Here is a 25,785-nt window from a genome sequence, read left to right on the forward strand (position 1 = left end):
ACTCAGGACTCTATTCGCCGGGGGCACTCGGCGAATCTTCTGTTTGAGCTGATTCATTATTGCTGCTGTAGCCATTTGGGTTACGGTGGTAAGAAGCATTATCCCGATTAGATGAGGAATGATCCTTTCCTTTTTCACCGTTATTCCAATTTTTGCGATTTTTGCTATTCTTGCTATTCTGTTCACCATTGTCTTCTTCTTCATTTCCGTTATCTTGAGGAACTTGTGTAGGGGTTTGCTCAGTATCCCCATCTTTTTCAACTTTCTTGTTTTCATCTGATTCCTTTACATCTTTATTCTGTTCACTATCATCATTCTGCGTGTCAGTTGTATCTTCTTTCTGTGAATCCGTATCATCCAGCTGTTCATTTTCTCCTTGTTTGCTGTCCTGATCGTCTGTCTGATTCGTGTTTTCTTCCTCGTTGCCGGTATTTTTTTGATCCTCTTCCCCGGATTTTTGAGAATCTTCATTTGGATCTTTCATGTTATTCTTTTCATTCGATTTTATGTAGCTGCCTGTTGATACGCCTTCCTTTTTTGCTTTTTCTCTCGTTTTCATATCTGTTTCGAGAGATTCCATGCGGTATGTCGTTTTATATTTTTCCGTTACATCATTCAGCTGTTTTTTTACTCCTGATTTATATGTATCGTCATCCGTATTTTCATAAACAGTGGAAATCAATATTTCTTTCGATTCCTTTACATATCCATGCTCGCTGCAATCCGTAATAATATCGTCTATCACCTTTTTAAAATCAGTCTCCTCCCAATCATCGATGTCACTGATAACCTTCTTGCCGTCATCATTTAAGGGCGTCAGTTCGATCACTTCGTAATCGCTGTTTAACGCCATTTCGAAGCTTGGATTGATATCTATTGTCATATACGCATAGGCCTTGTCATTAGAGAAAACGGGGAGAATAATAAAAATAAAAAGCATAATAGCAGTCATCGAAAAAATCCCCATTTTGAAAGGGCGCAGTCTTAAAACATCAAAAAAGCTGGCCCTTCTGCCCATGCGTGTCTCACTCGGAAGCATGATTTCTTCTCCGATTTCATATGTTTGGCGATCATTTTTTGCTTTTAAAAATTGTCCGTCAGGGGTCAGCAACGTGACGAATTTTTTATTTTTCTCTACTATGATCCCTCTTCTCATGAGTGCAGCACCCCTTTAAGATAATCTTTTAAATAAATATAATCACCGGTAATGATAATGCACATTGCAATGATATATTTTCTGTTTCGCTCAATCGTTTTTCTGCTTACTGAAACGAGCTGTTCGAGCTGTTTAACAGGAAGCTGTTTCTTCGTATAAAGAATCGCAGCTAATTCTTCATGCTCGACAAGAGTGAGCGCCACCTTTATGGCGTTTTGCCTTGCGTCCGCATGCTTTGGAGAATGTTCAAGCAGCTCTTGAAATGAAAGTCCGTAGTCTTTGAGCTGCTTTTGAAAATACAGAATTTCCTCCCGCCTCTGTTCCTGTTCTATCTGGCGGCGGTATTCATCAATAGAAAGCTCGGCTTCAATCAGGCTTTGTGAGGATTCCTGATCGTCACCCTCCTGTAAATCCATATTAATATTTTGTGCGGTTCTTGCTTCTTTTCTAATGTAATCAATGACTTTTCTTTTTATAATAAGCTCTGCGAATGCGAGCAGCGAATTTCCTTTTTCAGGTGAGTACTTTTCAATAGCTTCGTTAAATGCAATCAGTCCGATGCTGAACTCATCGTCTTTTTCATCTATATATCGTTTACAAACGGATGAAACCGTCTTTGCGATAAATGGCTTATATTGCTGTATCAACTCGTTTTGCAGATCTTTATTGCCTTTTTGTATGCTTTCAACAGATTTTTCAAGCGTTTGCTTCTTTTTTCCCAATTTAAACAAAAGGCTAAGCACTGGTTTCACCTCAGTTCCTCCCTATAACTATTCATTAATGATAGCTAATTTGATAGGGAATCGCAAAGGAGAAAAAGAAATATTGATTTCCAATGTCTCAATTATGACAATCCATTCTCACGTACTATACAGGATTTCGTGCCTTTAAAGAGAATTTTGGGGGTTTTAAAAGAGGTTTTTGTAACAAAGCTGTTATAAAAATGTTATTTTATTTCGTCTTTGAAAACGCTTCAAACATGAAAAGACTCTGCTTTTCAGCAGAGTCTTTATGATTAAGCCCTTTCTTGGCTTCTGTTATTTTGTTCGTTTTGTGCGTCTTCCGCCTGTTTTTTTGAGCCTGACATAAACCAGCCGCAAACTGCGATCGCCGCTAAGACACCCCAGAAAATCACCTTCCATGTCCCTGAGTGGATAAAGTGCGAGGACACTATGGCGATGTCATCATGTGCGAGTGTATATAAAGCAAGCTTTACCCCGACCCATCCGACAATAACAAATGCTGCTGTTTCTAGGCTTGGACGTTCCTTTAAAAGCTTAACAAACATCGATGCCGCAAACCGCATAATCACCAGTCCGATAATGCCTCCGGCCAAAATAACGAAGAATTGTCCTCCATCAAGTCCGCCGATCTTTGGAAGTGAAGTTCCCGGCAGCGTAACGGCCAGAGCGACGGCCGCTAAGATGGAGTCAACAGCAAAAGCGATATCTGCCAGTTCAACCTTTAATACAGTCGGCCAAAATCCGCTTTGCTTCGTCACCTTATGATTGTCTTCTTTCTTAAATACATATCTTTTGAGCAAGTGGCTTGCTGCAATATACAGCAAGTAGATCGCGCCAATGGCTTGAACCTGCCATACGTTCACCAAAAAAGAAATAGCGAATAAAGAGCCAAATCGCAGAACAAAGGCGCCTGCCAGCCCATAAAACAATGCCTTCTTTCTTTGCTCCTCCGGCAAATGTTTTACCATAACCGCCATCACTAAAGCGTTATCGGCGGCTAAAATACCTTCCAGCCCGATCAAGACGAGAAGAACCCAACCATACTCCAATAATAATGCTGCATCCATAAATGATACCCTCCCAAAAAAGTTGTTTTCTTTCTCTTCATCCGATCTTATGCCGGCCGGACATGCAAAAAAGACCTTTGCCGACATAAGGCAAAGGTCTTGCTAGACATGAATTCAGGCATGCCAACAAAGCCGATGGATATCACTATCCATGAAATGACGACTTTGTTTCCGGAACATTCCGGACGCTACTCCCCTTTGGGATTTCAAGAAATATCATATTATATGTCAATGATATGCGGAGCGAGTTTATTTGTCAACGCTTATTTTTTAAAAAAACTGAAAAATGTTCAGACTGCATTCGTTTTTTCCTCTTTTTTATCACTAAATAGAGAACAAACAAGATCAAAATGGCGATCCCGATCGGAAGCATATATTGGTCTAGAATAGAGCCAACGTCTTTCCAATTTTCTCCGAGCTTCACACCGAGATATACATAAACAAATGTGATCGGAAGCATGGCGATAAACGTGTAAAGAGAAAACACCCAGACATTCATTTTTGCGATGCCGCATGGTATGGAAATCAGTGTGCGGATCCCTGGCAGGAAGCGGCCGCTGAAAGCGACAAAACCGCCATGCTTTTTAAAAAATTCATCCGATTTGTCAAGAGCCTCAGGCTTTATAAAGAGGTACTTTCCGAAACGTTCAAGGAACGGCCTGCCTCCATAACGCCCGATCCAATACAGGGTGAGCGGACCGGCGACTCCTCCTAATGATCCTGCCAGAACAGCGCCGGCAAGCGTCATGTCACCTTTCGATACCCAATAACCTGCAAGCGGAAGGACAATTTCGGCCGGAATAAATTCAATACAGAGCGCCAGAAAAATTCCGAAATAAGATAAGCTTTTAAATGCTTCTATCCAGGACATAACCAATTCTTCGATCATCTTCACTTCCCTTTTCCCTGATCTATGTATACACATTTTTGTTTTTCACTCAAAACATCAAAATGATTTTAACATATTTTTGACGGTCAGCAGAACTAAAAACAGAGAATCTTCATTTCAAGCGTTTTTCTGACAATTTCTCCAGGCATATAGACTGAAATTCTTTAGCTGACAGCCGATATTAAGGAGAGTCAACAAGACTGGAACACACGGGGGAATCTCCATATGGAATTACACGCAACGTATAATACAACACTCATATGTTTATCTATTCTTATTGCTTGTGCAGCATCGTTCACCTCCCTTGAACTTTCAAGAAAAGTCACCATTCATACAGGATTAAAAAGCAAGGTATGGCTGATTGCAGGCTCTATCATTATGGGCTTTGGGATTTGGTCCATGCATTTTATCGGCATGATGGCTGTTCATACGGAGATGCCGATGCATTATGAACCGGCGCCTTTAGTTGCCTCGATTGCAGCTGCTGTTTCTGGATCATTTGTTTCTTTATATATCGTCAGCCGTTATATCCTAACCTTTTACAGGCTGCTTACAGGATCGGTGGTGCTGGGTGCATCGATTTCGTCTATGCATTATATCGGAATGTCTTCCATTTCCCGGGTAATGATGATGTATGAACCGCTGCTTTTTACATTATCCATTGTCATTGCCATTGGAGCTTCTTTCGTCTCACTAAAGATTTTCTTTGACTTGTCCATAAAAAAACCTGCAGACCATTTGCTGATTTATAAAATAATCAGTGCCTTAATAATGGGAATTGGCATATCGGGAATGCATTATACAGGAATGATGGCCGCTACATTTTATGAGGATGTTGCACCTCCCGACCATCATATGGAAGTCCATACATTCGATTGGTCTATTCTGATTGCCTTAATCGTCTTCTGTATTCAAACGTTATTATTATTCAGTTCTCATGCTGATCGAAAATTCATGAAACAAAATGAACGCATGAAGGATAACGAACAGCGGTTTCAATCTTTAATCATTCATAATATTGATGCGATCTTTATCCTGTCATTAAAAGGAGATATTATTTCTTCTAATCATGCTGGTGAGGATATGATGAATAATTTCGGCCTAAACCATCAAAATTGGAATCATTATATGTCGCCAAAAATCAATGCGCTTTTTAAGCAGGTCAAAAGCGAAAAACAAGCCATTAACAGCGATACCAATCTTATGACGGACAAAGGCCAGTTTCATTTGAATATTACGTTTATTCCTGTTGAGGTGAACCAAGAACTGGACAGCATATATGTCATCTGTAAAGATGTGACAAAACAGTACAGGGCCGAAAAAAAAATCCATAGAATGGCTCATTACGACTCACTTACAGATTTACCCAACAGAAGACATGCGATCTCCCATTTAACAAAGGTCTTGAATCGCGAGCATGCCTTGGATTATAACACCGTGGTATTTTTCTTAGATTTGAACCGGTTTAAGGTGATAAATGACGCATTAGGCCATAATGTGGGCGATCAGCTGCTCCAGCTCGCGGCTAAACGGCTTTCATCCGTTATACCGGATAATGGATTTATCGCACGGCTTGGGGGTGACGAATTCATTATTATTATGACTGACGCCAATACCGGAACGGGAGAAGCCGATGTTTTGGCTAAAAAAATCATTCAGCAATTCAAAAAGCCATTTAAAATTCAGGAACACACCCTTATTACATCCGTCAGCATCGGAATTGCGATTTCTCCTAAAGACGGAACAGACGGCCCTGAATTGATGAAAAAAGCAGATATGGCAATGTATGCGGCCAAAGAGCGAAACAAAAGCAAATACAGATACTACTCTTTCTCAATCGGCAATAAAGAAACCGTCAAGCTTAATCAAGAAATGGAGCTGAGGGAAGCGATTGATAACAAAAGATTTGTCTTGCATTATCAGCCGCAATTCAGTACAAGAGATCAAAAAATGACAGGTGCTGAAGCGCTCATACGCCTTGTCACTCCCGACGGCAATCTGCGTCCGCCTGGAGAATTCATCGGTGTTGCCGAAGAAACCGGCCTTATTATTGATATTGGAAAGTGGATTATTGATGAGGCGTGCAGGCAGGCAAAAGTGTGGCACGACAAAGGATTTGATCTTTCTGTCGCCATTAATATTTCCGCCAGACAGTTTCAATCGGAGGAACTGATTCCGCTCATCAAGAATACACTTTCTAAATACATGCTTCCCCCTCGCCTTCTTGAAGTTGAAGTAACAGAAAGCATGACTATGGATAATCTTGACCACTCCAAAAAGGTTCTATCTTCTTTAACCAAATTAGGCATCAGGATCAGCATTGACGATTTTGGCACGGGGCATAGTTCTCTAAGTTATTTAAAGGACTTTCCGATCCACAGGCTGAAAATCGATAAATCATTCATCGATGATATTCAGACACACCCAAAATCAGAACAAATTACAGGTGCCATTATTGCCATGGGCCATCAGCTGTCTTTACAAGTCATTGCCGAAGGCGTGGAAAACTCCGGCCAAAAACAGCTGCTTGACGAAAAAGGCTGTGACCATTTACAGGGCTTCTTTTTCAGCAGGCCGATACCGCCCGAACAGCTTGAACACTTGATATTGAACCAGCCGCCGCGTTAACAGCGCCGGCTGTTTTTTTATACCCATAAGTTACTACACATGAATCCCCTTTCTCATCTCCACAATAATGAAAAAAAGGGGTTCATCGATATGCATACAATGTGGAAGGGATCCATCAGCTTCGGTTTGGTGAATATCCCCATCAAGCTTTATGCCGCCACAGAAGACAAAGACATCAAACTGCGAAGCCTTCATAAAGAAGATCATGCGCCAATTAAATATGAAAAAATGTGCACCAACTGCGAAAAAACGCTCAGCCCTGACGAAATTGTGAAGGGATATGAATACGTAAAAGGAAAATATGTCGTGCTGACTGATGAAGATTTAAAAAGCTTAAAGCAGGAGCATGAAGAGAAAGCGGTTGAAATTGTCGATTTTGTTCAGCTGCAGGAAATTGACCCGATATATTTTAACCGCTCCTACTTTGTCGGACCCGGAGATAACGGCACGAAAGCCTATACTCTTCTTCGCGAGGCGCTTCGATCCACCGGAAAGATCGGGATCGCCAATATGACGATCAGGTCGAAACAGCAGCTTGCCATTCTCCGCGTATATGAAAATTGCATCGTAATGGAATCCATTCATTATCCCGATGAGGTCCGTAGTGCTGCCCACGTACCCGGAGTGCCTGATCAATCAAGTGTAAATGATAAAGAATTGCAAACCGCCATTACACTGATAGATGAGCTGACAACTGATTTTCAGCCGGAACAATATGAGGATACGTATCGAAAAGCCTTGCTGCAAAGAGTCAATGATAAGCTGGAAAATAAAGAAACAGCCGTCACTCCTGACAAAGCGCCTCCTCGTGAGGATGTGATCGACCTGGTCAGCGCACTTCAAGCCAGCATCGATCGAACCAAAAGGCCGAACCGGGAAAAACCAGCGGCAGCACCAGCCGAAGGCGGAGAACCGAAAGGAGCCGGAGAAAAAAAGCAGAAAACCACTAGAAAAAAAGTCTCCGGCACATCATAACCAATGGCGTTTACCATGCAGCCCGTCCTTACTTCTTCACCTCCAAAAGGAGCGGAATGGCGTTACGAAGTAAAATATGACGGGTTTCGCTGTATTCTCCGTATTCATCCGTCAGGCGTGACATTAACGAGCAGAAATGGCTTAGAGCTTAACAGCACCTTCCCTGAAATTGCTAACTTTGCCGAAACTGCTTTTCAGCATATAGAAAAGGAACTTCCGTTAACACTTGACGGAGAAATCGTGTTTTTGGCGAATCCATTCCGTTCAGATTTTGAACATATTCAAGTGCGGGGACGTTTGAAAAGGCCGGATAAGATACAGGAATCCGCAAACTCTCGGCCTTGCTGCTTTCTCGCATTTGACCTTTTGGAACGAAGCGGACAAGATGTATCGACTTATTCCTATACTGACCGAAAAACATCGCTGCATGAGCTGATGTCTGCTGCAAAGCTTCCGGCTGAGCCAAATCCTTATGCAAAGGAAACCATTCAGTATATCCCCTCCTACCAGCACTCCGATCCGATTTGGGAGAAGGTAATAAAGTATGACGGAGAGGGAATTGTAGCAAAAAAAATCAACAGCAAATGGCTCGAAAAAAAACGGTCATCTGATTGGCTGAAATATAAAAACTTTAAACATGCCGATGTTTGTATCACAGGATTTAATCCTCACAATGGATTTCTGACGGTTTCTGTGTTAAAAAACGGTGTAATGACGCCTGTCGCCTCTGTATCACATGGGATGAGCGAGGAAGAAAAAAATGCAATACGTGCGATTATGGAACAGCACGGACATAAAACAGCATCAGGTGAATATACGCTCGAACCATCGATCTGCGCTACTGTCCAGTACTTAACGATTTTACAAGGCACGCTTCGAGAGGTTTCGTTTGTCAAATTTCAATTTCAAATGGACTGGACCGACTGCACCTTTGCACAGCTTGTGCGCCGCTCAAAGCCGGTTCATCCAAAACTGCAGTTTACAAGCCTGGATAAAATCATATTTGAAAAGCATAAAAGAACAAAAGAAGATTTCATCCAGTATATGATTGAAATCAGCGACTACCTGTTCCCGTTTCTCAAAGACCGTGCTGTCACGGTTATTCGCTATCCGCACGGATCAAGGGGCGAATCCTTTTTCCAAAAAAATAAGCCGGATTATACACCGGACTTTGTCCAATCCTTTTTTGACGGTAGCCATGAACATATTGTCTGTAAGGACCTGTCCACCTTATTGTGGCTTGCCAATCAGCTCGCTTTAGAGTTTCATGTTCCTTTTCAAACGATTACAAGCAGAAGGCCGGCAGAGATTGTCATTGATTTAGATCCCCCGTCCCGAGATGACTTTCTGATGGCTGTTCAGGCAGCAAATGAACTCAAACGGCTCTTTGAATCCTTCGGCATCACATCGTATCCGAAGCTTTCCGGCAACAAGGGGATTCAGCTTTACATTCCCTTGTCACCAGAAGCATTTACGTACGAGGACACACGCCAATTTACACAGCTGATTGCCGAATATTGTACCAATGCATTTCCAGACCTATTTACAACCGAACGCCTGATCAAAAACAGGCATGGAAAATTGTATCTCGATTATTTGCAGCATGCTGAAGGAAAAACGATTATCTGCCCCTATTCCACTAGGGGAAACGAGCTTGGCACCGTAGCGGCGCCGCTGTATTGGCACGAGGTGCAGCCATCTTTGACACCGGCGATGTATACAATCGATACCGTCGTTGACCGGGTCAAGAAACACGGATGCCCGTTTTATGAATTTTACCGCAATCCGCAGGATGAACCTCTTGCCGCTATTTTGAATCAGCTGAAGAAAAAGAGCTGACTTATCCGGTCAGCTCTTTTTGTTGTTTCAACTGTATTTTTTCTCCAAACGCTCACTTTCCTGGCGCTGCAGCGGGCTCAAGGGTTCATTATACAAATCGATATCCACCGCATATTTCGGCCGTCTTTTCACTTCAGAGAAAATCGTTCCGATATATTCGCCGATAATCCCGATTCCCATGAGCTGCAATCCGCCCAGAAACCAAATAGAGATGATGAGAGACGCCCAGCCCGCGTTTGTGTGGCCGAGCATTTTTTGAATGACTGCTCCAATCCCCGCCATGGCGCTTACCAAAAATAATAGAAAACCCAAAAGCGTAAAAAAGCGAATCGGGGCCACACTGAAGGATGTAATTCCGTTAAATGCGAATGAAAGCATTTTTTTCAGCGGATATTTCGTTTTTCCGGCAAAACGTTCTTTGCGGTCATACAAAACTTCGGCTGACCTGAAGCCGATCATAGGAACGATGCCCCTTAAAAACAAATTGGCTTCCGGATAGCGCGCGAGTTCTTCAAGCGCCCTTTTATTCATTAAGCGAAAATCGGCATGATTGTAAATTAACTTAATCCCAAGCTTATTCATGAGCCGGTAAAACCCTATAGCGGTCGTGCGCTTAAAAAAGGTATCGGTTTTCCGGCTGCGGCGCACGCCGTACACGATTTCAAAACCATCGTGATATCTCAGCATAAATTCTCTGATAACAGAGATATCATCCTGCAGGTCGGCATCAATCGAAATCACGCAGTCTGATTTTTGCTTTGCTTTATGCAGACCTGCTAAAAGCGCTTTTTGATGTCCGACATTGCAGGCTAATTTTAATCCGGTTACCTTCTTGTTTTTCACACTTTCCATGGCAATCAAAGACCAGGTGCGGTCTTTGCTGCCGTCATCAACAAATAAAATTTTACTGTCTTCGGATATCATTTTTTCTTCCATTAAGCTGTTTACAACCTCCGTCAGCTGACGGCTTGTCTCTTTAAATACTTCCTCTTCATTGAAACACGGAACGACGATGGTTAACACTGGCTGTGGCTGTTTCAATCGATATCCTCCTTATTTTGTTTCGTATAAATAAATGCGCCAGGCGGAATCTTTATGGTCAAATGTTTTCACGAGCGCCAGGTGGTTTTGGTCAGCGTTCATGATGGGAACCGAAGAAAAAATATATTGTCCGCCCATTTGTTTAAACACATCTGTATTTAATTCAAGATGATTGATTGTTTTCTTCGAATTCTTTTTAAAGTCATATCGTTTGCCAAGCTCATCGACGAACAGATAGCAGCGGCTCCCCCATTCATCAAAGTATCGTTTCAATTGGGCGTTTTTTTCCAGCTCTTTTTCAATGATTTTTCTAAATTCATATTTATATGAGAGCGGGTACAGGTTGTTATATGTATCTAAGGTGTAAAAACCGTTGTATTGGGCAATAGACGGATGCAGACCGATACTCGCCACCCTGTACGAATCTTGCGGGCGCCCGATATACTCCTTAATCTCTTTGAATTGGTCAGACGCGTAAAATTCACGAAACGTCGGCGCGTTGTAGTGAACGCCATACGTATACTCCTCATTAAAAGGCGCAAGGACCATCAGCTGCGCAGTAACAGCCGCATACACAAGCCATTGCCACTTTTTCCCCATCCGCCAGATGAGGTACAAAGCGAGCGCAAAACTCATGTAGATCACCAGCGGGCGCAAAAAATGAAAACGGGCAAAATTAAATTCAGCTAAAAATGCAAATTTCTGCTTTGGAACAGCCCATATTTTGTTAAACCAAAACGCATACCACAGTGACAGCGCATAATTCAGCACGCAGAGAAAAAGATAAACGTTTTCTTCCCTTGTCCGATTTCGTTTGAACAGCACAGCAAAAAATACGAGTAATAAGATTGGAAGAATCACAACGGTATGAACTGTCATGACATGGTTATGTCCGTAGACAAAGTTTTTGACGGACAAACGCAGAGAGTGCCAAACATCATGCCTTGATGAAATAAATTCAATCCGGTGCATCGGCGCGTGTGAAATCAACATCGAATAGACAAGCCGGTACTCGACAAATAGATAAATACTTGTCATAAAAGCGATGCTGCCTAAGAAAATGAAATTCCATTTTCTTTTTGTGATGACATCATACAGCCAGAAGCATGCCATCCCAGCCAAGAAAAAGAAGAAGCCTAATACAAAGCTTGAATACAACGGCAGCAAACCGAGCGTCAGCCATTCTCTCCATGAGATATCCCCTTTTCGGATATTCAAAAAAGCCCACAGCGCCAAAGGGTATCCAAGCGTGCTCAGCATTCCAGAAGGCCAAAAAGGCGTTAAGGCAAATGCGAGCGATACGCCAATTCGGATCAATGCCGCTTTCTCCTCCGGAATCACATGTTTCTTCAGCAGCACATACATTCCGAAGAAAGCGACAACTCTCGTAATGGTCTGGCTTACCGCATAGGCGGTCATAGAAGAAAACAACGCGTGCAGCCAAACAATTCCGCTCCACTCAGTGCCAAACGCATCCCGTGGCAGTCCGTTAATGATTTGCGGAATGGCCGCATCAACTTTGCCGATGATTTCTCCGCTGTCGGCCAGCACCTTGTACCAAGCGATATTGGAATCCAAATTATCGTGTACGCGAATATGGGCGTCTTCCTTCAAAATAAAAAGCGGGGAGACATACAGCAAAAGGAGAAATAAAGCCATCAAAAGATAATATGTTTCTTTTTTGTGTTGTCTTAATCGTAACATCCCTAACACATCCATCTGTTATTCTGACTTCTATTGGGCATGATCTACCTCACCTGTCAAAATTTATTATCCCTTTTCCCTTCTAAAACATTCATAAATGACAATCCTTTCTGCATTTTTCAAACTGGTCTTCAACCCATTAATTCCCGCTATCCATAAGGCTGGATCACTTACTATACTGGTAGAAGGGAGGGGATACATGTGTTCATCTTACTTTCATTGGTCATACTTGCTGTTATGCCATTTATATATAAAGCAAACCGCAACACAAAAGATGTGAAGGTCAACACGATTTCAATTGATCAGCAAGACGGCCTTCCAGTAAGAAAAAAACTGAATATCCTTCATTTATCGGATCTTCATTTAGAAAACATTTCTGTTTCGCCTGATGAGCTGTATCGTTTAACAAATAATCAACCTGTAGACCTCATTGCGCTTACCGGAGATTTTCTTGACCGGAAACGAAATATTCCAAAGCTTGCCGGCTACTTGCAGGCACTGCAACAACTGAAGCCTGCGTATGGCATGTACGCGGTGTTTGGCAATCATGATTATGTATTAAAAGAAAAGGACTTTCAAAGATTAAAGCGAGTGCTGGAGGAAAACGGCTGCATTACGCTGCAAAATGAACATGTTCACATCAATACTGACGCAGGGCCTGTTAATATTATCGGAATTGACGATTACAGCACGAATCGCAGTAAAATCACAAACTCTTATAAAGGCCTTCAGAATGGCTATCACCTTGTACTGACACATGATCCGAATATTATTTTAGAGATGCAGGATATTCATTTTGACTACCTGTTATCAGGCCATTTTCACGGAGGGCAAATCCACTGGCCAAAGCCGTATCATTTGGTGAAAATGGGCAAGCTTGTACGCATGAATATGATTAAAGGTCTTCATTATCATCACGATAAACCGTTTTATATCAGTGAAGGTTTAGGACAAACTGGCGTTAATATCCGTGTAGGAAGCCGTCCCGAAGTGACTTTCCATCAAATTTAAAAAGACTGTGCTGACCATGGCATCAGTCTTTTTTTTGATAGGTGTGCTGAAGCTTTTCTTTCGAGATAAACAAATAGGATGAATTCGGCAGATTTCGCAAGCTCACTGGCTTTGACGTTAAATATAAAATCGGCATATGGGTGATTTTTTTAAAGGATCTGTAAAAAGGATTGACCGGGGTTACCACGTCAAAGCCGAGCCTTTCTACCCCTTTATCAAGCATTGTAATGCCAATGATTCCTTTGATTTTTTCGCTTTTTTTATGATTGTTGATATACTCCAGCAGCATCGGCATTGATTGATATACTTTTTGATAAATAATGATTCCTTTTCTGACTGCGCTTTCAATGCTTTGCAGTTCCCTGATCAGCTTGATGTTGTGCAGATGGATTTTAACGAGCACATCGTTTTTTCTTATATGCGTTCCGTCACTCAGCACGACATGATGCCCTTTGTATTTCGTCAGTCTGACTCGAAAGACGCATTTTCGCTCATCTTCAATCAAAGTCAGCCTCGAAAAAAAGAAATAAATCGGGTCAATTACTCTCCAAATGGAAAGGAAACAGGTTTTCATCTCTTCACCTTCCTTATCATCAAAAAAAACACCCTTATATTTTGTGATGATTCTCCCCAAAATATAGTTGCCATATTTTTAAGGAGGACGGACATGACAAACATTCTTATTTTTCCTTTTTTAAGCATTTCCACCGGGCATCATCATGTTGCTGATGCCCTAAAGGCTGATCTGGAATCTAAAGGGCTGCATTCAGAAAAAATTGATATCTTTTCACATACGTATAAACACTTAGAACAACTGTCCTCCTCAGCTTATTTAAAATGGATTCAATATTTCCCGAAAACGTACAGCGGAATATACAAGCTTCTCGCTTGCGGAGAGTGTAAAAATGTCAAACGCTATGCCATGTATGAATGGCTGTTTATGCAAAGCATGAGACAGATTCTCAAAGAAAAACAGCCTGATATCGCCTTCTGCACACACGCCCTGCCTTCTTACCTGCTAAACCGGCTGAAACCGGAATATCCAAACATGGCCATTGTAAATGTCTACACGGATTTTTTTGTGAATCAGGTATGGGGGCGGAAGAACATTGACTACCACTTTGTCCCGATCATGGATATCAAGAAGCAGCTCATGACCGAAGGAATCAGCCAGGAAAAAATATTTTTGACCGGCATTCCCGTTCACCGGGCTTATGAAACAGGAACCGCAGACCCCTGTCAGCATCGTCCGCCTTATACCGTCATGATTACAGGCGGCAGTATGGGAGTCGGAGGTATTTTTAAGCTGGTCCAGGAGCTGTCGCCAGGCGGAAACATCTTATACAAAATATTATGCGGCAGAAACGAAAAGCTCTACCGCTATGTCAAAAGTTTACAACATCCTTTTATCGAAGCGATCCCATACCTTCACAGCAAAGCAGAAATGAACAGTTTGTACGCACAAGCCTCAGGCGTCATGACAAAGCCAGGAGGCGTAACCATCAGTGAATGCTTAAAGAAAAGGCTTCCGGTTTTTATCTATCATGCGCTGCCGGGACAGGAGGAAATGAATTTGAACCTGTTAAAAGAACGGCAGCTTGTCACAGATATAAGAAACTGGGATATGAAGCGGGCAGAGGAACGCATTTCCGCATTTTTTCAATCGAATGAACGGGCAGCAGCAGAGAAGCAAGTCAGGGAGTATCTTGTCCAAATGTGTGACCGGGAGATTGGGGAGGTTTTAAAAAGGATATTAGATGAATGTGAACATAAAAAAACACCCTCCTGAAAAGAGAGTGTGGAATGACTAACGAAACAGTAAATGCTGGCTGTGGATACCTGCTTTCTTCAGCAGGAGGATCAGCTGGTCCTGCTCATCAGACGAAAGGCCTGAAAACGCTCTCGCTATACGGAGCGCATGGATTGGATAAATTTTATCCAAATACTCATTCCCTTTATCCGTGAGATGCGCGTAAACGGAGCGTTTATCTTTCGGGTCCTGCTCCCTGACTAAAAACCCGTTTCTTTCTAGCTTGTCAATGACATATGTGACGTTTCCGCTTACAAGCAGAAGTCGCGACCCAATTTGCTGTAATTTTTGCGGGCCTCTCGTATACAAAAGTTCCAGTACGGCAAATTCTGTGGGATTAAAGCCGTGCTCTTTGCTGTCACGGATGCTGTGTTCAGACACACTTTTGAAAGCCCTTGCAAAAACTCTGTACAAATTCATCGCACGCTCAACTTCTTCTTCGTTAAACGATAATCTCATCATATCTACCCCGTATATAGAATTTTTATAAAAAAATAATGAAAACCCTTACATATAATAAGAGTTTAATGCCCTTATTATTTTTATTCGCTATAATTCGAGAAATTCCTTTTTAGGAAACAAAAAAATCCTTATACTCGTTATTTTGTATAAGGATTTTTTTGGTGATATGGGATGCTGCGAAAGAAATATGCGTATTCCTTCCGCAGTTCAGAAAGTGTCATTTTGTTCATTACTTCTTTATTATAAACTCCGATTTGAAAGAGTTTTTCTGAATAATGGCTACGTTCTTTTTCTAATGCAGTTTTCAATAAATTACTCATAGCGTCCTCCTTCATTTTAAGGTATCCTCTAAATAAGATACTCTTTTTAAATGAATGTGGTGTGAATCTAATGTAAAGAATTTATGTTTACGAAGATTTTCGGTAAAGTCCGTTTTGAACTGATCTTAAAAGCTGAAAAGCATGTTCTCCGGCAAGCTGCATAAACGTTTCAAGCATTTCATCCCGTTTCATATCCAACTCGATTATTTCCTTTGCCAGTGAGACCGCTTTTTCTTCCTCCATGATTATCCTTCCTCCTCATTTAATCGTTACATAAAGGATAAAACGCGCTTATAGGTTACGCATCATTCTTGTTAATTTTTCTGCCGTATTTTTTCAAAAATCTGCTATTTCATGTTAGAAAATATAACAAGCGTCAGGTTTTTTCTCTATGTTTTTTATATACTATTATCAAAAGACATCCAGGGGTGGAAAAATGACCACAGAAGATCATTCTTATAAAGACAAAAAAGTGATTTCAATCGGGATTGTCAGTGAATTGACAGGGTTGTCCGTAAGACAGATCAGGTATTATGAGGAGCGTAAGCTGATTTATCCGCAGCGTTCTTCAAGGGGAACGAGAAAATATTCTTTTGCCGACGTCGAGCGGCTGATGGATATCGCGAATAAACGCGAAGACGGCGTGCAGACAGCTGAAATTTTAAAAGATATGCGCAAAAAAGAACAAATGGTAAAAAACGATCCGCAAGTACGAAAAAAAATGCTGGAGGGGCAGCTTAATGCTCACTTTAGGTACAAAAACCGTTAAACGATAAAAGTCCGCCTCGCAATCTGAGACGGACTTTTATCGTTTATAATGAGTGAATGAATGCAGTCGCAATACCAAAGTAAATTAATAATGACAAAATATCATTTAACGTCGTAATGAGCGGGCCTGACGCAATGGCCGGGTCTACATTCAGTCTATGCAGAATAATGGGGATGATTGTTCCGGACATCGTGCCGATAATTAAGGTCAGCAGCAGTGAAGAGCCTACAACAAATCCTAAAAGCACATTCCCCTGCCATATAATGGCGATCACCGTAATTAAGACAGAACAGACGGCACCGATATAAATACTCGTTCTGAGCTCCCGAAAAATCAGTTTCACAATCGTTGTTTTATTCATTTCTTCTTTAGATAAACCTCTGATGACAACCGCGAGAGACTGTGTTCCTGTATTCCCTGTCATCCCTGACACCATCGGCATAAAGAATGCCAGCGCCACGACCTGCTTCAGCGTATCTTCAAAATAGCTCATGATGCTGCCTGAAATCAGCCCGATGAACAAAAGCAAGATCAGCCATGGAAGGCGGCGGTATGCTGCAACATATGCTTTTGTATCGAAGGTAATGGCTTTACCTGATGCGGCGAATTTTTCGTAGTCCTCATCGGCTTCCCGAATAACGACGTCGATGATATCATCGACCGTCACGATCCCGACAAGCACATTGTTTTCTTCCACAATCGGAATCGCTAAGAAATCGTAACGTTCAATCAGCCGCGCCACTTCTTCCTGATCTTGAAGCGCGTCTGCTGCAATGACACGGGTAAACATCAAGTCTTGTACCTTTTCTTCCGGTTCCCCGAGAATCAAATCGCGATATGACAAAACGCCGACAAGCTGCTTACTGTCATTTATAACATATAAGTAGTTGATAGACTCTGCGATTTCCGCGAAACTTTTTAGTTTGACGACCGCGTCTTTTACCGTGTAATGCTGAGGAATCCACACATAACGGTTGGTCATCATGCGCCCCGCTGAATCAGCCGGGTAGTTCATAAGGAGCTGAACAGCTTTTGACTCTGATGCTTCCATGCTGGATAAAAGCTGTTCCTTCAGTTCTTCATCCATTTCTTCAAGCAATTGAGCGAGGTCATCGTTGTCCATTTTGTTCATGGCGAGTGTTGCTTTTGTTTTTCCGACTTTATTTAAGACGGCTAGCTGAAATTCCCGTTCCAGTTCGCCGATCATATCAGTAATATCATCAACAGTTAAATAAGATAAATAGCGGGCGCGGTGTTTTTCCGGCATTTCTTTAAAAATAAACGCCATATCATAGGGCTGAAGCTCATCAATAACACTTCTGAAATCCCTGATTTTTCCGTCTCGCAATAAGATAATGATGCGTAAAATGAGTTCGTCATAGGTCATGTTTTGAACCATCGGGACTCGTACCTCCTCTACGGAGACGTGCCGGCCTCGCCAGAAGGTGCGGCAGATCGTCTCCTCATCGTGTAATCAATTGTCTTGCTGTCATAGTATATGGGTACTTCTTCAGATTGACTCGAATGGGGAGAATCCATACTCCGCACCTCCTTTTTGTTCAACATTTCGTTTTCAAGGCATAAAAAAAGCCTTCTGGATTGAAGGTGAAAGAAGCACGGCAAAAAAAGCGTGCGGGCGCCTTCAATCGTAGAGCTTTAGCACTGTATGGCATAGGAGCAATCATCCAGCTGCATTAAAAATCACCTTATGTCGATGATTTCTGTTGACCCATTGGCGTCTTTGGACATTTTTGGGCAGCAGCGTATCTCCATACAGGAGCCTCACCTAACGAAGTTCGTAATTGAATTGACACACTGAGATTACAGAAAAAAACAAGCTATGTCAACTTAAAAAAGTTATTTATGCGTTTACATCTCATCAAATGAAATAAAATAAGGGCCTTAGCCCTTATTCTGTTGTTTGCGTCTCATCATCTTCAGAAAGCAAATGATAGGTTTCATGAAGAAATAAGGCGTATTCCCCTTCCTTCGTCGGATGTGGAACATACTCAGCCTGATTGATGTATTGTTCTTCTTTCTTTTCCAAGCGCTTCGCCTCCTTTTCTTATTAGATTGTCCAAAAAGCGGTTCGTTATCATGAAAAAAACCCCGCGGGTGCGGGGTTAGTCGTCTAATTCCTGTTTCATAATACGTCCGTCCTTTGCAGAGATGTCAAATTCTGCTTCAGTCCCTTGTTTCGTTTGAACCTCAATTTCGTAGATATAAGCACCGTCGTCTTCATCCAGCTTGCTTTCTGTGACGGTTCCAGCTGTTTTCTTTAGAGCAATCTGTTCTGCTTCTTCTTTTGTCAAAACAACTTGCTCTTTTTTCTCTTTTAACGGGTCATTGAGCGCTTGTTTGGTCTTGATATCCACATAAACATCATAATCTTCACCGTCTTTTTCGATTTCAACTTCATAAGCTTCTTTGCCATTATAGATGTCTCTGTCGATGTCATCCACTGTTCCGTCAACAACTGTTTTGGCAATAGACTCCGCTTCTTGTTCAGTAAGTCCGCCAGTTTCAGAAACAGACTGTGTTTGTTCATTATTTTCTTTCGCAAACGCGTTGTAGCTGAACCCTCCGGCCGCTAAACACCCTGCTAATAAGCCAATCATCCATCTTTTCTTCAGCATATGTGATTCCTCCCTTGTTCATTATGAGATCAGTTTACACACTCAACATGAAAGGAAAACGAGAGAAAGATGAGAATTTGATGAGAAAACCATTAGTCTTCATAGATAATATTAGAAACTTTGCCGGTATAGGCGTTTATTTTCACCGTAGCTTCCTTGTCATTCGGGAGATCAACATCTACTTCAAACAGGAGAGTGCCTTCGCTTTCTTCCAAATCGGCGTCATCCGCTTTTCCTCCAGCCTCACGCTCTGCAATGGCTTTTGCCTCTTTTTCCGAAATTGTTGTCTTTTGTTTGTCTTTGCTGCTGATTTTATCAGCGGACACCACCGCTTTTGTCTTCATATCTACCTTCACTTCGTATGTTTCCCCATTATTTTTTTGAATGGTATACGACGCAACTCCGTGTTTTCGCGTGTGTTTTTTGACGGTGCCCGGCACCCGCACCAGAGCGAGCTGCTCAGCTTCTTTTTCTGTCATCTCAGATGTGTTCGTCTTTTTCACTCTGTTCATTGACAATATGTCGCCCGATTTAGCATCAGCTTTTAGAAAATAAATTCCTTTTGGATTTTCCAAAGTCATATCATACGTTTTTTTATCATTGGATTGCGTCACTTTTGTGATGTCGCCTTCATAGGAGGTTTCTACTTTTTTTATGACTGCCTCCTTTGACAGCACGTCCTCATGGGTTTGCTGAATGATAAGAACCGCGCAGATGACAATGGCTAAAACGGCTGCCGCAGCAGCAGCTCCTGTTTTCATTCGTTTTGTCATAGCGCTCCCCCATTCTGTTCTCTAAATTGCATCGTGACATTTGTTCCCTGTCCCGGTTTGCTTTTTACAGACAGGTCAATACCATGCTCATCGGCAATATGTTTGGCAATGGATAGACCTAAACCCGTTCCGCCTGTTTTGCGGTTACGTGCCTCATCCGCCCGGTAAAAACGTTCAAACAGGCGCGGGATATGATCTTCAGGTATGCCGATTCCTTCATCCCTTACGGACAAAAACGGACGTCTGTTATTGGTTCCTGCGGAAATCACAATGGCCTTGTCACTATACTTTATGGCATTATCAAGCAAAATCGTCAGCAGCTGCTTTATGCGTTCTTCATCTGCCGTTACAAGCAAATTCTCCTTGTCCGTCTCAAGAAGGATGTCGCGTTTATAAACCGGCTGGAGTGTTTGTATGACGGCGCGCGACACTTCGATCAGGTCAACCGTTTTCAGATCAAGCTCCAGTTCTTTATGGGTCTTGGCCAGCGTAAGCAGCTGATTGGTCAGTTTTTTCATATGGACCGCTTCTGAATGAATAGCTTCAATGGATTCCTCAAGCACTTCAGGCTTTTTTGCCCCCCAGCGTTTCATCAGATTGCTGTAGCTTTCAATAATGGTGAGCGGGGTTTTCAGCTCGTGTGAAGCGTCTTGGACGAATTGCTGCTGTTTATCGTAGTGCTCTTTCAGCATGCTCGCCATCTCATTAAAGGTCAGCCCCATTTGATACAGTTCGTCATGCGACTGTCCTTCCAGAGAAATTGTTTTGAATGCTTTTTCTCTCTGTATGTCTTTCATCGTTGTCACCAATTGTCTGATTGGATTGGTGATATGGCGGGCGAGTAAGCTTCCGGCAAAGAAGGAAGCGATACAGACAGCCGCGCTGGCCGCAATTAAGATGATTCTTAGCAGAAGAAGACTCTCTTCTGTATGCTCCAGCCTTTCCACGAGCTGAAGCGATACGACTTGTCCGTCTGTCCAAATGACCGGGACAGCTGCTGCTGCAAACAGTTTGCCTTCATGCTTTGTCACGTCTGTCGTTTCCCCGCTGTGAAAAGAAAGAGGGAAGTCTTTATATGCTTTTTCCTTTGTGATGGTCATGACGGCTTTCCGATCCGCACTCACTACCCGCACCATTCCGTTTGCCGGAAGATAGGCCTGCAGCATATCCTGCAAAGCCACCCCTTGTGTTTCGGCGGTATGAAGAGCTTCGGTGATATTGTCCGTTTCATCGGCAAGACGGGCCGCATCCTTTGAGGTGAGTGCCGATGAAAAAATGAGATAGACCGCAGTATGAACCAACATTAATAAAATCAACAGCCAAATGGATGTATACAGATGAATCTTTGTCTTCAGCTTCATCATTTACCCCTTAATGGTATAGCCGACCCCGCGTACGGTATGAATCAGCTGTTTTTCGTAAGGATAGTCCAATTTTTTTCTGATATATCTTATGTACACGTCGACGACATTTGTATCACCGATGTAATCAAACCCCCATACAGAGCTGAGAATTTGCTCTCTCGTCAGCACTTGCTGCGGATGCTTCAGCATATAGACGAGCAGATCAAATTCCCGGGGCGTTAATCCAACTTCTTTGTCTCCCCGTCTGACTTCACGTGTTTTCTCGTTCACCTGCAAATCGTCATATGTCAAAAATGTGCCGATATCCTCTGTTTTGCTTCCGGTTTGGCGGAGTGCCGCTCTGATTCTGGCAAGCAATTCTTCTATTTCAAACGGCTTGGTGACATAGTCATTCGCACCGATGTCAAGCCCCGTTACCTTATCTGGAACGCTGTCGCGGGCTGTTAATAAAATAACCGGTGTCTTTTGATCCGTTTTCCTCAGCCGGCGCAGCACTTCAAGCCCGCTCAACCCTGGCAGCATGACATCGAGCAGCAATAGGGAATACGAACCTTCCGTGGCCGCGTTAAGTCCTTCAGAGCCATTATGTTTGATGGTGACGCTGTATCCTTCATATTCCAATTCAAGCTGAAGGACCCTCGCGATTTTTTCTTCATCTTCCACAATTAATATGTGCCCTTTTTCCAATTCCGATCATCCTCTCATGTTCCTATATGAAAAAAATGATTTCATTGTTTACAAAATGATTCTTATCATCTATTATGATGTCAAAATAAAAAATTGTATACGGAAAGCACTAGGGGTGCTGTTATGGCTGAGATAAAGCGCGCAAAAACGCGCTTTGATCCCTTATGACCCGATCTGGATAATACCAGCGTGGGGAAGTGCAGGTTGACCGAAAGGTGTATTTTTTCGTGCGCTTACTCGATCTATGACTGCATATTCCCTAAGGATATGCAGTTTTTTATTTTACCAAAAAAACAGGAGGTCAGAGAAATGGACAACTTATGCGGTACAAGCAGAATCGCCGGATTTCGGTTCTCTTTATACCCGATGACAGATGATTTTATCAGTGTGATCAAGTCTGCGCTGAAAAAAACGGATACGTCAAAGGTTTGGACAAAGACCGATCATATCAGCACAGTTTTGCGCGGATCGATCGAGCATGTATTCGACGCCGCCAAAGCCATCTACCTGTATGCAGCAAATAGCGAAAAGCACATTGTCATGAACGGGACGTTTTCCATCGGCTGCCCCGGCGATACACAAGGAGATACATATCTGACAGCAGATGAAAAGCGTGTCAACGAAGAATCTGTTCACGACCTGAAAGCAGAGGCTCCTTGCCAATTTGCGCTTTATCCGATGAATGAGCCGAATTATATGGACATCATCATGAAAGCTGTTGAAATCGCTAAGGCTGACGGCACCTTTGTACAGGGTGTTCATTACGCAAGTGAGGTAGACGGAGATGCACACGACGTGTTCCGGACACTGGAAGCCGCTTTCCGCATGGCAAATCAGCAAACAGCCCATGTCACCATGACCGTGAACTTCTCGGCAAACAGTCCATCAAGAAAACAGAAAGCAGGGATAAAATGAAAAGCTGGAAAGTAAAAGAAATTGTCATCATGTCTGTTATCAGTATTGTTTTTGGCATTGTGTATTTAGTATTCACCCATTTCGGAAACGTACTTGCAGGGATGTTCGGGCCCATCGCTTATGAACCGATTTACGGCATTTGGTTTATCGTGTCAGTGATTGCCGCGTACATCATTCGTAAACCGGGCGCGGCCCTTGTTTCAGAAATCATTGCAGCTCTCGTTGAATGTTTGCTGGGAAATCCTTCAGGCCCGATGGTTATCGTTATCGGCATTGTTCAAGGTCTCGGAGCAGAAGCTGTATTTCTTGCGACACGCTGGAAAGCATATTCCCTTCCTGTGCTGCTTCTGGCGGGTATGGGGTCTTCGGTGTCCAGCTTTATTTATGATTTCTTTGTTTCCGGTTATGCGGCGTACTCACCGGGCTATCTGCTCATTATGCTTGTGATCCGTCTCGTTTCAGGTGCGGTCCTGGCCGGCCTTCTCGGAAAAGCTGTCAGCGATTCTCTCGCATATACGGGTGTCTTAAACGGAATGGCACTCGGAAAGGAACTGAAAAAGAAAAGGAAACGGAAACGGGTATCAAATCATGCAAGCCTATAACAAGTTGCTTTCGGTTGACCGGCTTAGCTTTTCATATGAAGAAAACGAGAAACCGATTTTTCAGGATATAACGTTTGAGCTCCAAAAAGGAGAATGCGCTTTATTGTTAGGGCCGAGCGGGTGCGGAAAAAGCTCGCTTGCCCTCTGTTTAAACGGGCTTTACCCTGAAGCTTGCGACGGGATGCTGTCTGGGCATGTATTCTTATTTCAAAAAACGATCACTGACGCTGAAACCTCTGAAACAATCGCTCAGCATGTCGGAGTCGTCTTTCAGGACCCTGAGCAGCAGTTTTGTATGCTGACAGTAGAGGATGAAATCGCCTTTGGATTGGAAAATCTGCAAATCCCCCAAGAAGAAATGGTGAAGAAAATTGATGACGTTCTGGAAAAATTACACATCACTCATGTAAAGGAAAAAACGATTTCCACTCTGTCAGGGGGACTGAAGCAAAAAGTCGCGCTCGCCTGTATTTTGGCGATGGAGCCTGAGCTCATTATTCTGGATGAACCGACTTCCCTTTTAGACCCTTATTCAGCACGGGAATTCGTTCAAATGATCAAAGAGCTTCAGCAGGAAAAAGGCTTCGGCCTTCTCGTGATCGAACATCAGCTTGATGAGTGGGCGCCTTGGGTTGAAAGAACAATCGTACTGGATGGAGCAGGCAAGAAAGCCTTAGACGGGCCGACTAAGGATATGTTTCAGCATCACTCAAACATGTTAAGAACAATGGGAATCGCTGCGCCAAAAATTTGTGGCTTACAAGAAAACGTGAGCATACCGTTTACATTGTCAAAAGAAACGCTGTTCAAGGAACCCTTCCCTGCTGGGCCTGCTGAAGAAGCGGCGGTTCTTTCTGCTGAACACGCAGTGCAGGTCCAGAGCTTATCGTTTTCAAGAGGACAGCAGACCATTTTCAAAGACATCAGTTTTTCATTGCGTGCAGGCTCTTTGACGGCACTTGTCGGGCCAAACGGCACAGGAAAATCTACGCTGTTGTCTGTTCTCGCCCGTTTGCTCAAACCGAAAAGCGGCAAGATTCTTCTGCATGATAAGCCGCTGGAGTCTTACAAAGAAAAAGAGCTTCGCAAACAAATGGGATTGGTTTTCCAAAATCCAGAGCACCAGTTTGTGACTGACACAGTATATGATGAGCTGCTGTTCGGCCATGCGGCAAATGCCGAAACCGAGAAAAAAGCGCAGAACCTGCTGCAGCGTTTCGGCCTTGCACATTTGGCGGACCACCATCCGTTTGCGATCAGCCAAGGGCAAAAACGGCGGCTGAGTGTCGCCACAATGCTGATGCACGATGTAACGGTTTTGCTTTTAGACGAACCGACCTTTGGCCAAGACGCCAAAACAGCCGCTGAATGCATGGAAATGATTCAGCATATCCAGACAGAAGGCACCGCTGTCCTCATGATCACACACGATATGGAGCTTGTATCTTCATATGCTGACAGCGTGCTTGTGCTTCACGGCACACATTTGGCCTTTGACGGAACACCGGAACAATTATTTTCTAGGGAAGCCGAGCTCGTCCAAAAAGCAAAGCTCACCCTCCCCCTTCGATATGAATGGATGACATACCAGCAGGAGGTGCGTGATGAAGCAGCCGTTACATCTCATTAACCCGGCAGTAAAAGCAGCGGCGGTTTTTTGCTGTGTCGTCATGCTGTCGTTTATTTACAATCCTTACACACCGGCGTGCTTTTATATCATGATTGTTGCGGGTGTCCTGTTTGCGGCCAGAATACCGCTGAAAAAATGGCTTTTGTTCACGATTCCGTTTTTGATTTTAGCATTCGGCTGCGTATGGACAGCCGCTGTTTTCGGCAAGATTCCGACGACCGCAGATAATTTTCTGTTCCAAGCCGGCCCTTTTTCGATCAACAGTGAAAATGTGGCTGTCGGCATCTCACTCGGGTTTCGTATTTTGTGCTTTTCTGCCTTATCAATGATGTTTGTTTTTACAACCGATCCGATTTTATTTATGCTGAGTCTTGTGCAGCAGTGCAAGCTGTCCCCGAAGCTTGCATATGGCGTCATTGCCGGATTTCGTTTTCTCCCTCTGTTAAAAGAGGAGGTCCAGCTGATCCAGCAGGCACATAAAATCCGAGGCGGGGCGGCGGAAAATGGCTTAAAAGAAAAAATAAACGCGTTAAAGCGCTATACCATCCCGCTATTAGCAAGCGCGATCAGAAAAGCGGAACGAACAGCTCTTGCGATGGAATCAAAAGGATTTACAGGCAGCCGAAACCGGACGTATTACCGGTCGCTTACCGTCAGCCCGCGCGACTGGCTGTTCTTTTTCCTCATTCTCTTGTTATTCGCAGGATCTTTTCTTGTGTCTTTATGTTTTACCTCATAGAAAAAGCCGCTATGTTGAATAGCGG

At 43.1% G+C, this 25,785-nt stretch carries 27 protein-coding genes and 2 riboswitches; of the genes, 10 read left to right on the plus strand and 17 right to left on the minus strand.

Translation table 11 applies throughout. The features are described from left to right. Positions 1 to 10: 10 nt before the first annotated feature. The 4 genes from DIC78_RS02695 to DIC78_RS02710 form a co-directional block, all read right to left on the minus strand. Positions 11 to 1,156: an anti-sigma-I factor RsgI family protein gene (locus DIC78_RS02695; RefSeq protein ID WP_106020410.1), complete on the minus strand. Its 1,146-nt coding sequence runs from the start codon at positions 1,154 to 1,156 to the stop codon at positions 11 to 13. Further along, positions 1,153 to 1,908: an RNA polymerase sigma factor SigI gene (sigI, locus tag DIC78_RS02700; RefSeq protein ID WP_044156149.1), complete on the minus strand. Its 756-nt coding sequence runs from the start codon at positions 1,906 to 1,908 to the stop codon at positions 1,153 to 1,155. Before sigI ends, DIC78_RS02695 begins: the two co-directional genes overlap by 4 nt. A 263-nt stretch (positions 1,909 to 2,171) precedes the next feature. After that, on the minus strand, positions 2,172 to 2,966 hold the full coding sequence (locus DIC78_RS02705) for a TerC family protein (RefSeq protein ID WP_101860637.1): 795 nt from the start codon (positions 2,964 to 2,966) through the stop codon (positions 2,172 to 2,174). A 256-nt stretch (positions 2,967 to 3,222) separates the two neighbouring features. Beyond that, positions 3,223 to 3,891, minus strand: coding sequence for a DedA family protein (locus DIC78_RS02710; RefSeq protein WP_049809924.1), 669 nt, complete (start codon positions 3,889 to 3,891; stop codon positions 3,223 to 3,225). Positions 3,892 to 4,080: 189 nt separating this feature from the next. Here DIC78_RS02710 and DIC78_RS02715 point away from each other — a divergent pair, with 189 nt between their 5' ends. The 3 genes from DIC78_RS02715 (at position 4,081) to DIC78_RS02725 (ending at position 9,297) form a co-directional block, all read left to right on the plus strand. Beyond that, positions 4,081 to 6,483, plus strand: coding sequence for a bifunctional diguanylate cyclase/phosphodiesterase (locus DIC78_RS02715; protein WP_127695374.1), 2,403 nt, complete (start codon positions 4,081 to 4,083; stop codon positions 6,481 to 6,483). A gap of 90 nt (positions 6,484 to 6,573) precedes the next feature. Then, a complete protein-coding gene (gene ku / locus DIC78_RS02720) occupies positions 6,574 to 7,458 on the plus strand; it encodes a non-homologous end joining protein Ku (protein WP_103671596.1) in 885 nt (294 codons plus the stop codon). A 3-nt stretch (positions 7,459 to 7,461) separates the two neighbouring features. After that, on the plus strand, positions 7,462 to 9,297 hold the full coding sequence (locus DIC78_RS02725; RefSeq protein WP_127695376.1) for a DNA ligase D: 1,836 nt from the start codon (positions 7,462 to 7,464) through the stop codon (positions 9,295 to 9,297). A gap of 27 nt (positions 9,298 to 9,324) precedes the next feature. Here DIC78_RS02725 and DIC78_RS02730 read toward each other — a convergent pair whose 3' ends face one another. Then, positions 9,325 to 10,338, minus strand: a complete 1,014-nt coding sequence (locus tag DIC78_RS02730) for a glycosyltransferase family 2 protein (protein WP_024121142.1) — start codon at positions 10,336 to 10,338, stop codon at positions 9,325 to 9,327. 12 nt (positions 10,339 to 10,350) lie between these two features. Continuing rightward, entirely contained in the window at positions 10,351 to 12,042 is a 1,692-nt protein-coding gene (locus tag DIC78_RS02735; protein ID WP_106020413.1) for a DUF6044 family protein, read from the minus strand. A 237-nt stretch (positions 12,043 to 12,279) separates the two neighbouring features. Between DIC78_RS02735 and DIC78_RS02740 the strand changes: the two genes are divergently transcribed. Further along, positions 12,280 to 13,053: a metallophosphoesterase gene (locus tag DIC78_RS02740; protein WP_253295352.1), complete on the plus strand. Its 774-nt coding sequence runs from the start codon at positions 12,280 to 12,282 to the stop codon at positions 13,051 to 13,053. Between the two features lie 22 nt (positions 13,054 to 13,075). Here the strand turns inward: DIC78_RS02740 and DIC78_RS02745 are convergent, their stop codons facing one another. Continuing rightward, positions 13,076 to 13,627 carry a YkoP family protein gene (locus DIC78_RS02745; protein WP_024121139.1) on the minus strand — a complete coding sequence of 184 codons (552 nt, stop codon included), beginning with the start codon at positions 13,625 to 13,627 and terminating at the stop codon, positions 13,076 to 13,078. Between the two features lie 93 nt (positions 13,628 to 13,720). Between DIC78_RS02745 and DIC78_RS02750 the strand changes: the two genes are divergently transcribed. Further along, on the plus strand, positions 13,721 to 14,842 hold the full coding sequence (locus DIC78_RS02750) for an MGDG synthase family glycosyltransferase (RefSeq protein ID WP_127695378.1): 1,122 nt from the start codon (positions 13,721 to 13,723) through the stop codon (positions 14,840 to 14,842). 18 nt (positions 14,843 to 14,860) lie between these two features. Here the strand turns inward: DIC78_RS02750 and DIC78_RS02755 are convergent, their stop codons facing one another. From DIC78_RS02755 to DIC78_RS02765, 3 genes are all read right to left on the minus strand, one after another. Then, positions 14,861 to 15,325, minus strand: coding sequence for a MarR family winged helix-turn-helix transcriptional regulator (locus DIC78_RS02755; RefSeq protein ID WP_081638289.1), 465 nt, complete (start codon positions 15,323 to 15,325; stop codon positions 14,861 to 14,863). A 137-nt stretch (positions 15,326 to 15,462) separates the two neighbouring features. Further along, on the minus strand, positions 15,463 to 15,645 hold the full coding sequence (locus DIC78_RS02760; protein ID WP_024121137.1) for a hypothetical protein: 183 nt from the start codon (positions 15,643 to 15,645) through the stop codon (positions 15,463 to 15,465). 87 nt (positions 15,646 to 15,732) lie between these two features. Continuing rightward, complete coding sequence (locus DIC78_RS02765; RefSeq protein ID WP_010333974.1) at positions 15,733 to 15,888, minus strand: hypothetical protein; 156 nt, start codon at positions 15,886 to 15,888, stop codon at positions 15,733 to 15,735. 193 nt (positions 15,889 to 16,081) lie between these two features. Between DIC78_RS02765 and tnrA the strand changes: the two genes are divergently transcribed. After that, positions 16,082 to 16,414, plus strand: a complete 333-nt coding sequence (gene tnrA, locus DIC78_RS02770; protein WP_003239028.1) for a MerR family transcriptional regulator — start codon at positions 16,082 to 16,084, stop codon at positions 16,412 to 16,414. A 43-nt stretch (positions 16,415 to 16,457) separates the two neighbouring features. Here the strand turns inward: tnrA and mgtE are convergent, their stop codons facing one another. The 7 genes from mgtE to DIC78_RS02805 form a co-directional block, all read right to left on the minus strand. After that, entirely contained in the window at positions 16,458 to 17,813 is a 1,356-nt protein-coding gene (gene mgtE, locus DIC78_RS02775; protein ID WP_024121136.1) for a magnesium transporter, read from the minus strand. 17 nt (positions 17,814 to 17,830) lie between these two features. Further along, positions 17,831 to 17,953: a hypothetical protein gene (locus DIC78_RS21980; RefSeq protein ID WP_010330178.1), complete on the minus strand. Its 123-nt coding sequence runs from the start codon at positions 17,951 to 17,953 to the stop codon at positions 17,831 to 17,833. 95 nt (positions 17,954 to 18,048) lie between these two features. After that, a riboswitch (M-box (ykoK) riboswitch) is annotated at positions 18,049 to 18,215 on the minus strand. 108 nt (positions 18,216 to 18,323) lie between these two features. Continuing rightward, positions 18,324 to 18,461: a transcriptional regulator SplA domain-containing protein gene (locus tag DIC78_RS02785; protein WP_003218541.1), complete on the minus strand. Its 138-nt coding sequence runs from the start codon at positions 18,459 to 18,461 to the stop codon at positions 18,324 to 18,326. A 76-nt stretch (positions 18,462 to 18,537) separates the two neighbouring features. After that, a complete protein-coding gene (locus DIC78_RS02790) occupies positions 18,538 to 19,050 on the minus strand; it encodes a PepSY domain-containing protein (protein WP_024121135.1) in 513 nt (170 codons plus the stop codon). 92 nt (positions 19,051 to 19,142) lie between these two features. After that, complete coding sequence (locus DIC78_RS02795; protein WP_106022225.1) at positions 19,143 to 19,823, minus strand: PepSY domain-containing protein; 681 nt, start codon at positions 19,821 to 19,823, stop codon at positions 19,143 to 19,145. Further along, positions 19,820 to 21,184, minus strand: coding sequence for a sensor histidine kinase (locus DIC78_RS02800; protein WP_106020417.1), 1,365 nt, complete (start codon positions 21,182 to 21,184; stop codon positions 19,820 to 19,822). The genes DIC78_RS02795 and DIC78_RS02800 overlap by 4 nt, the downstream gene beginning before the upstream one ends. Before the next feature lie 3 nt (positions 21,185 to 21,187). Then, entirely contained in the window at positions 21,188 to 21,874 is a 687-nt protein-coding gene (locus DIC78_RS02805; RefSeq protein ID WP_127695380.1) for a response regulator transcription factor, read from the minus strand. Positions 21,875 to 21,975: 101 nt separating this feature from the next. Beyond that, positions 21,976 to 22,087, plus strand: a riboswitch (TPP riboswitch). 96 nt (positions 22,088 to 22,183) lie between these two features. Here DIC78_RS02805 and DIC78_RS02810 point away from each other — a divergent pair. The 4 genes from DIC78_RS02810 to DIC78_RS02825 are packed head-to-tail and all read left to right on the plus strand — an operon-like array spanning position 22,184 to position 25,760. Then, the gene (locus tag DIC78_RS02810) at positions 22,184 to 22,789 is read left to right on the plus strand and encodes an HMP/thiamine ABC transporter substrate-binding protein ThiU (RefSeq protein ID WP_101860627.1); all 606 of its coding nucleotides are present in this window, start codon (positions 22,184 to 22,186) and stop codon (positions 22,787 to 22,789) included. Next, positions 22,786 to 23,391 carry an ECF transporter S component gene (locus DIC78_RS02815; RefSeq protein ID WP_127695382.1) on the plus strand — a complete coding sequence of 202 codons (606 nt, stop codon included), beginning with the start codon at positions 22,786 to 22,788 and terminating at the stop codon, positions 23,389 to 23,391. The genes DIC78_RS02810 and DIC78_RS02815 overlap by 4 nt, the downstream gene beginning before the upstream one ends. Next, on the plus strand, positions 23,378 to 25,021 hold the full coding sequence (locus DIC78_RS02820) for an ABC transporter ATP-binding protein (protein WP_127695384.1): 1,644 nt from the start codon (positions 23,378 to 23,380) through the stop codon (positions 25,019 to 25,021). The genes DIC78_RS02815 and DIC78_RS02820 overlap by 14 nt, the downstream gene beginning before the upstream one ends. After that, positions 24,996 to 25,760, plus strand: a complete 765-nt coding sequence (locus DIC78_RS02825; RefSeq protein WP_106022228.1) for an HMP/thiamine ABC transporter permease ThiX — start codon at positions 24,996 to 24,998, stop codon at positions 25,758 to 25,760. Before DIC78_RS02820 ends, DIC78_RS02825 begins: the two co-directional genes overlap by 26 nt. The last annotated feature ends 25 nt before the right edge of the window (positions 25,761 to 25,785 follow it).

The sequence above is a fragment of the Bacillus halotolerans genome (genome assembly GCF_004006435.1).
GTDB lineage: Bacteria > Bacillota > Bacilli > Bacillales > Bacillaceae > Bacillus > Bacillus halotolerans.

Bases quoted from the DNA above. Each gene is read 5' to 3' on its own strand.
- DIC78_RS02765 (WP_010333974.1), bottom strand. From the start codon at position 15,888: ATGGAGGAAGAAAAAGCGGTCTCACTGGCAAAGGAAATAATCGAGTTG.
- DIC78_RS02735 (WP_106020413.1), bottom strand. From the start codon at position 12,042: ATGTTACGATTAAGACAACACAAAAAAGAAACATATTATCTTTTGATG.
- DIC78_RS02755 (WP_081638289.1), bottom strand. From the start codon at position 15,325: ATGATGAGATTATCGTTTAACGAAGAAGAAGTTGAGCGTGCGATGAAT.
- tnrA (WP_003239028.1), top strand. From the start codon at position 16,082: ATGACCACAGAAGATCATTCTTATAAAGACAAAAAAGTGATTTCAATC.
- DIC78_RS02695 (WP_106020410.1), bottom strand. From the start codon at position 1,156: ATGAGAAGAGGGATCATAGTAGAGAAAAATAAAAAATTCGTCACGTTG.
- DIC78_RS02820 (WP_127695384.1), top strand. From the start codon at position 23,378: ATGCAAGCCTATAACAAGTTGCTTTCGGTTGACCGGCTTAGCTTTTCA.
- DIC78_RS02810 (WP_101860627.1), top strand. From the start codon at position 22,184: ATGGACAACTTATGCGGTACAAGCAGAATCGCCGGATTTCGGTTCTCT.
- DIC78_RS02740 (WP_253295352.1), top strand. From the start codon at position 12,280: ATGCCATTTATATATAAAGCAAACCGCAACACAAAAGATGTGAAGGTC.
- DIC78_RS02795 (WP_106022225.1), bottom strand. From the start codon at position 19,823: ATGACAAAACGAATGAAAACAGGAGCTGCTGCTGCGGCAGCCGTTTTA.
- DIC78_RS02760 (WP_024121137.1), bottom strand. From the start codon at position 15,645: ATGAGTAATTTATTGAAAACTGCATTAGAAAAAGAACGTAGCCATTAT.
- DIC78_RS02825 (WP_106022228.1), top strand. From the start codon at position 24,996: ATGAAGCAGCCGTTACATCTCATTAACCCGGCAGTAAAAGCAGCGGCG.
- DIC78_RS02705 (WP_101860637.1), bottom strand. From the start codon at position 2,966: ATGGATGCAGCATTATTATTGGAGTATGGTTGGGTTCTTCTCGTCTTG.
- DIC78_RS02710 (WP_049809924.1), bottom strand. From the start codon at position 3,891: ATGTGTATACATAGATCAGGGAAAAGGGAAGTGAAGATGATCGAAGAA.
- DIC78_RS02750 (WP_127695378.1), top strand. From the start codon at position 13,721: ATGACAAACATTCTTATTTTTCCTTTTTTAAGCATTTCCACCGGGCAT.
- DIC78_RS02790 (WP_024121135.1), bottom strand. From the start codon at position 19,050: ATGCTGAAGAAAAGATGGATGATTGGCTTATTAGCAGGGTGTTTAGCG.
- DIC78_RS02725 (WP_127695376.1), top strand. From the start codon at position 7,462: ATGGCGTTTACCATGCAGCCCGTCCTTACTTCTTCACCTCCAAAAGGA.
- mgtE (WP_024121136.1), bottom strand. From the start codon at position 17,813: ATGGTTCAAAACATGACCTATGACGAACTCATTTTACGCATCATTATC.
- DIC78_RS21980 (WP_010330178.1), bottom strand. From the start codon at position 17,953: ATGGATTCTCCCCATTCGAGTCAATCTGAAGAAGTACCCATATACTAT.
- DIC78_RS02715 (WP_127695374.1), top strand. From the start codon at position 4,081: ATGGAATTACACGCAACGTATAATACAACACTCATATGTTTATCTATT.
- ku (WP_103671596.1), top strand. From the start codon at position 6,574: ATGCATACAATGTGGAAGGGATCCATCAGCTTCGGTTTGGTGAATATC.
- DIC78_RS02815 (WP_127695382.1), top strand. From the start codon at position 22,786: ATGAAAAGCTGGAAAGTAAAAGAAATTGTCATCATGTCTGTTATCAGT.
- DIC78_RS02800 (WP_106020417.1), bottom strand. From the start codon at position 21,184: ATGAAGCTGAAGACAAAGATTCATCTGTATACATCCATTTGGCTGTTG.
- DIC78_RS02745 (WP_024121139.1), bottom strand. From the start codon at position 13,627: ATGAAAACCTGTTTCCTTTCCATTTGGAGAGTAATTGACCCGATTTAT.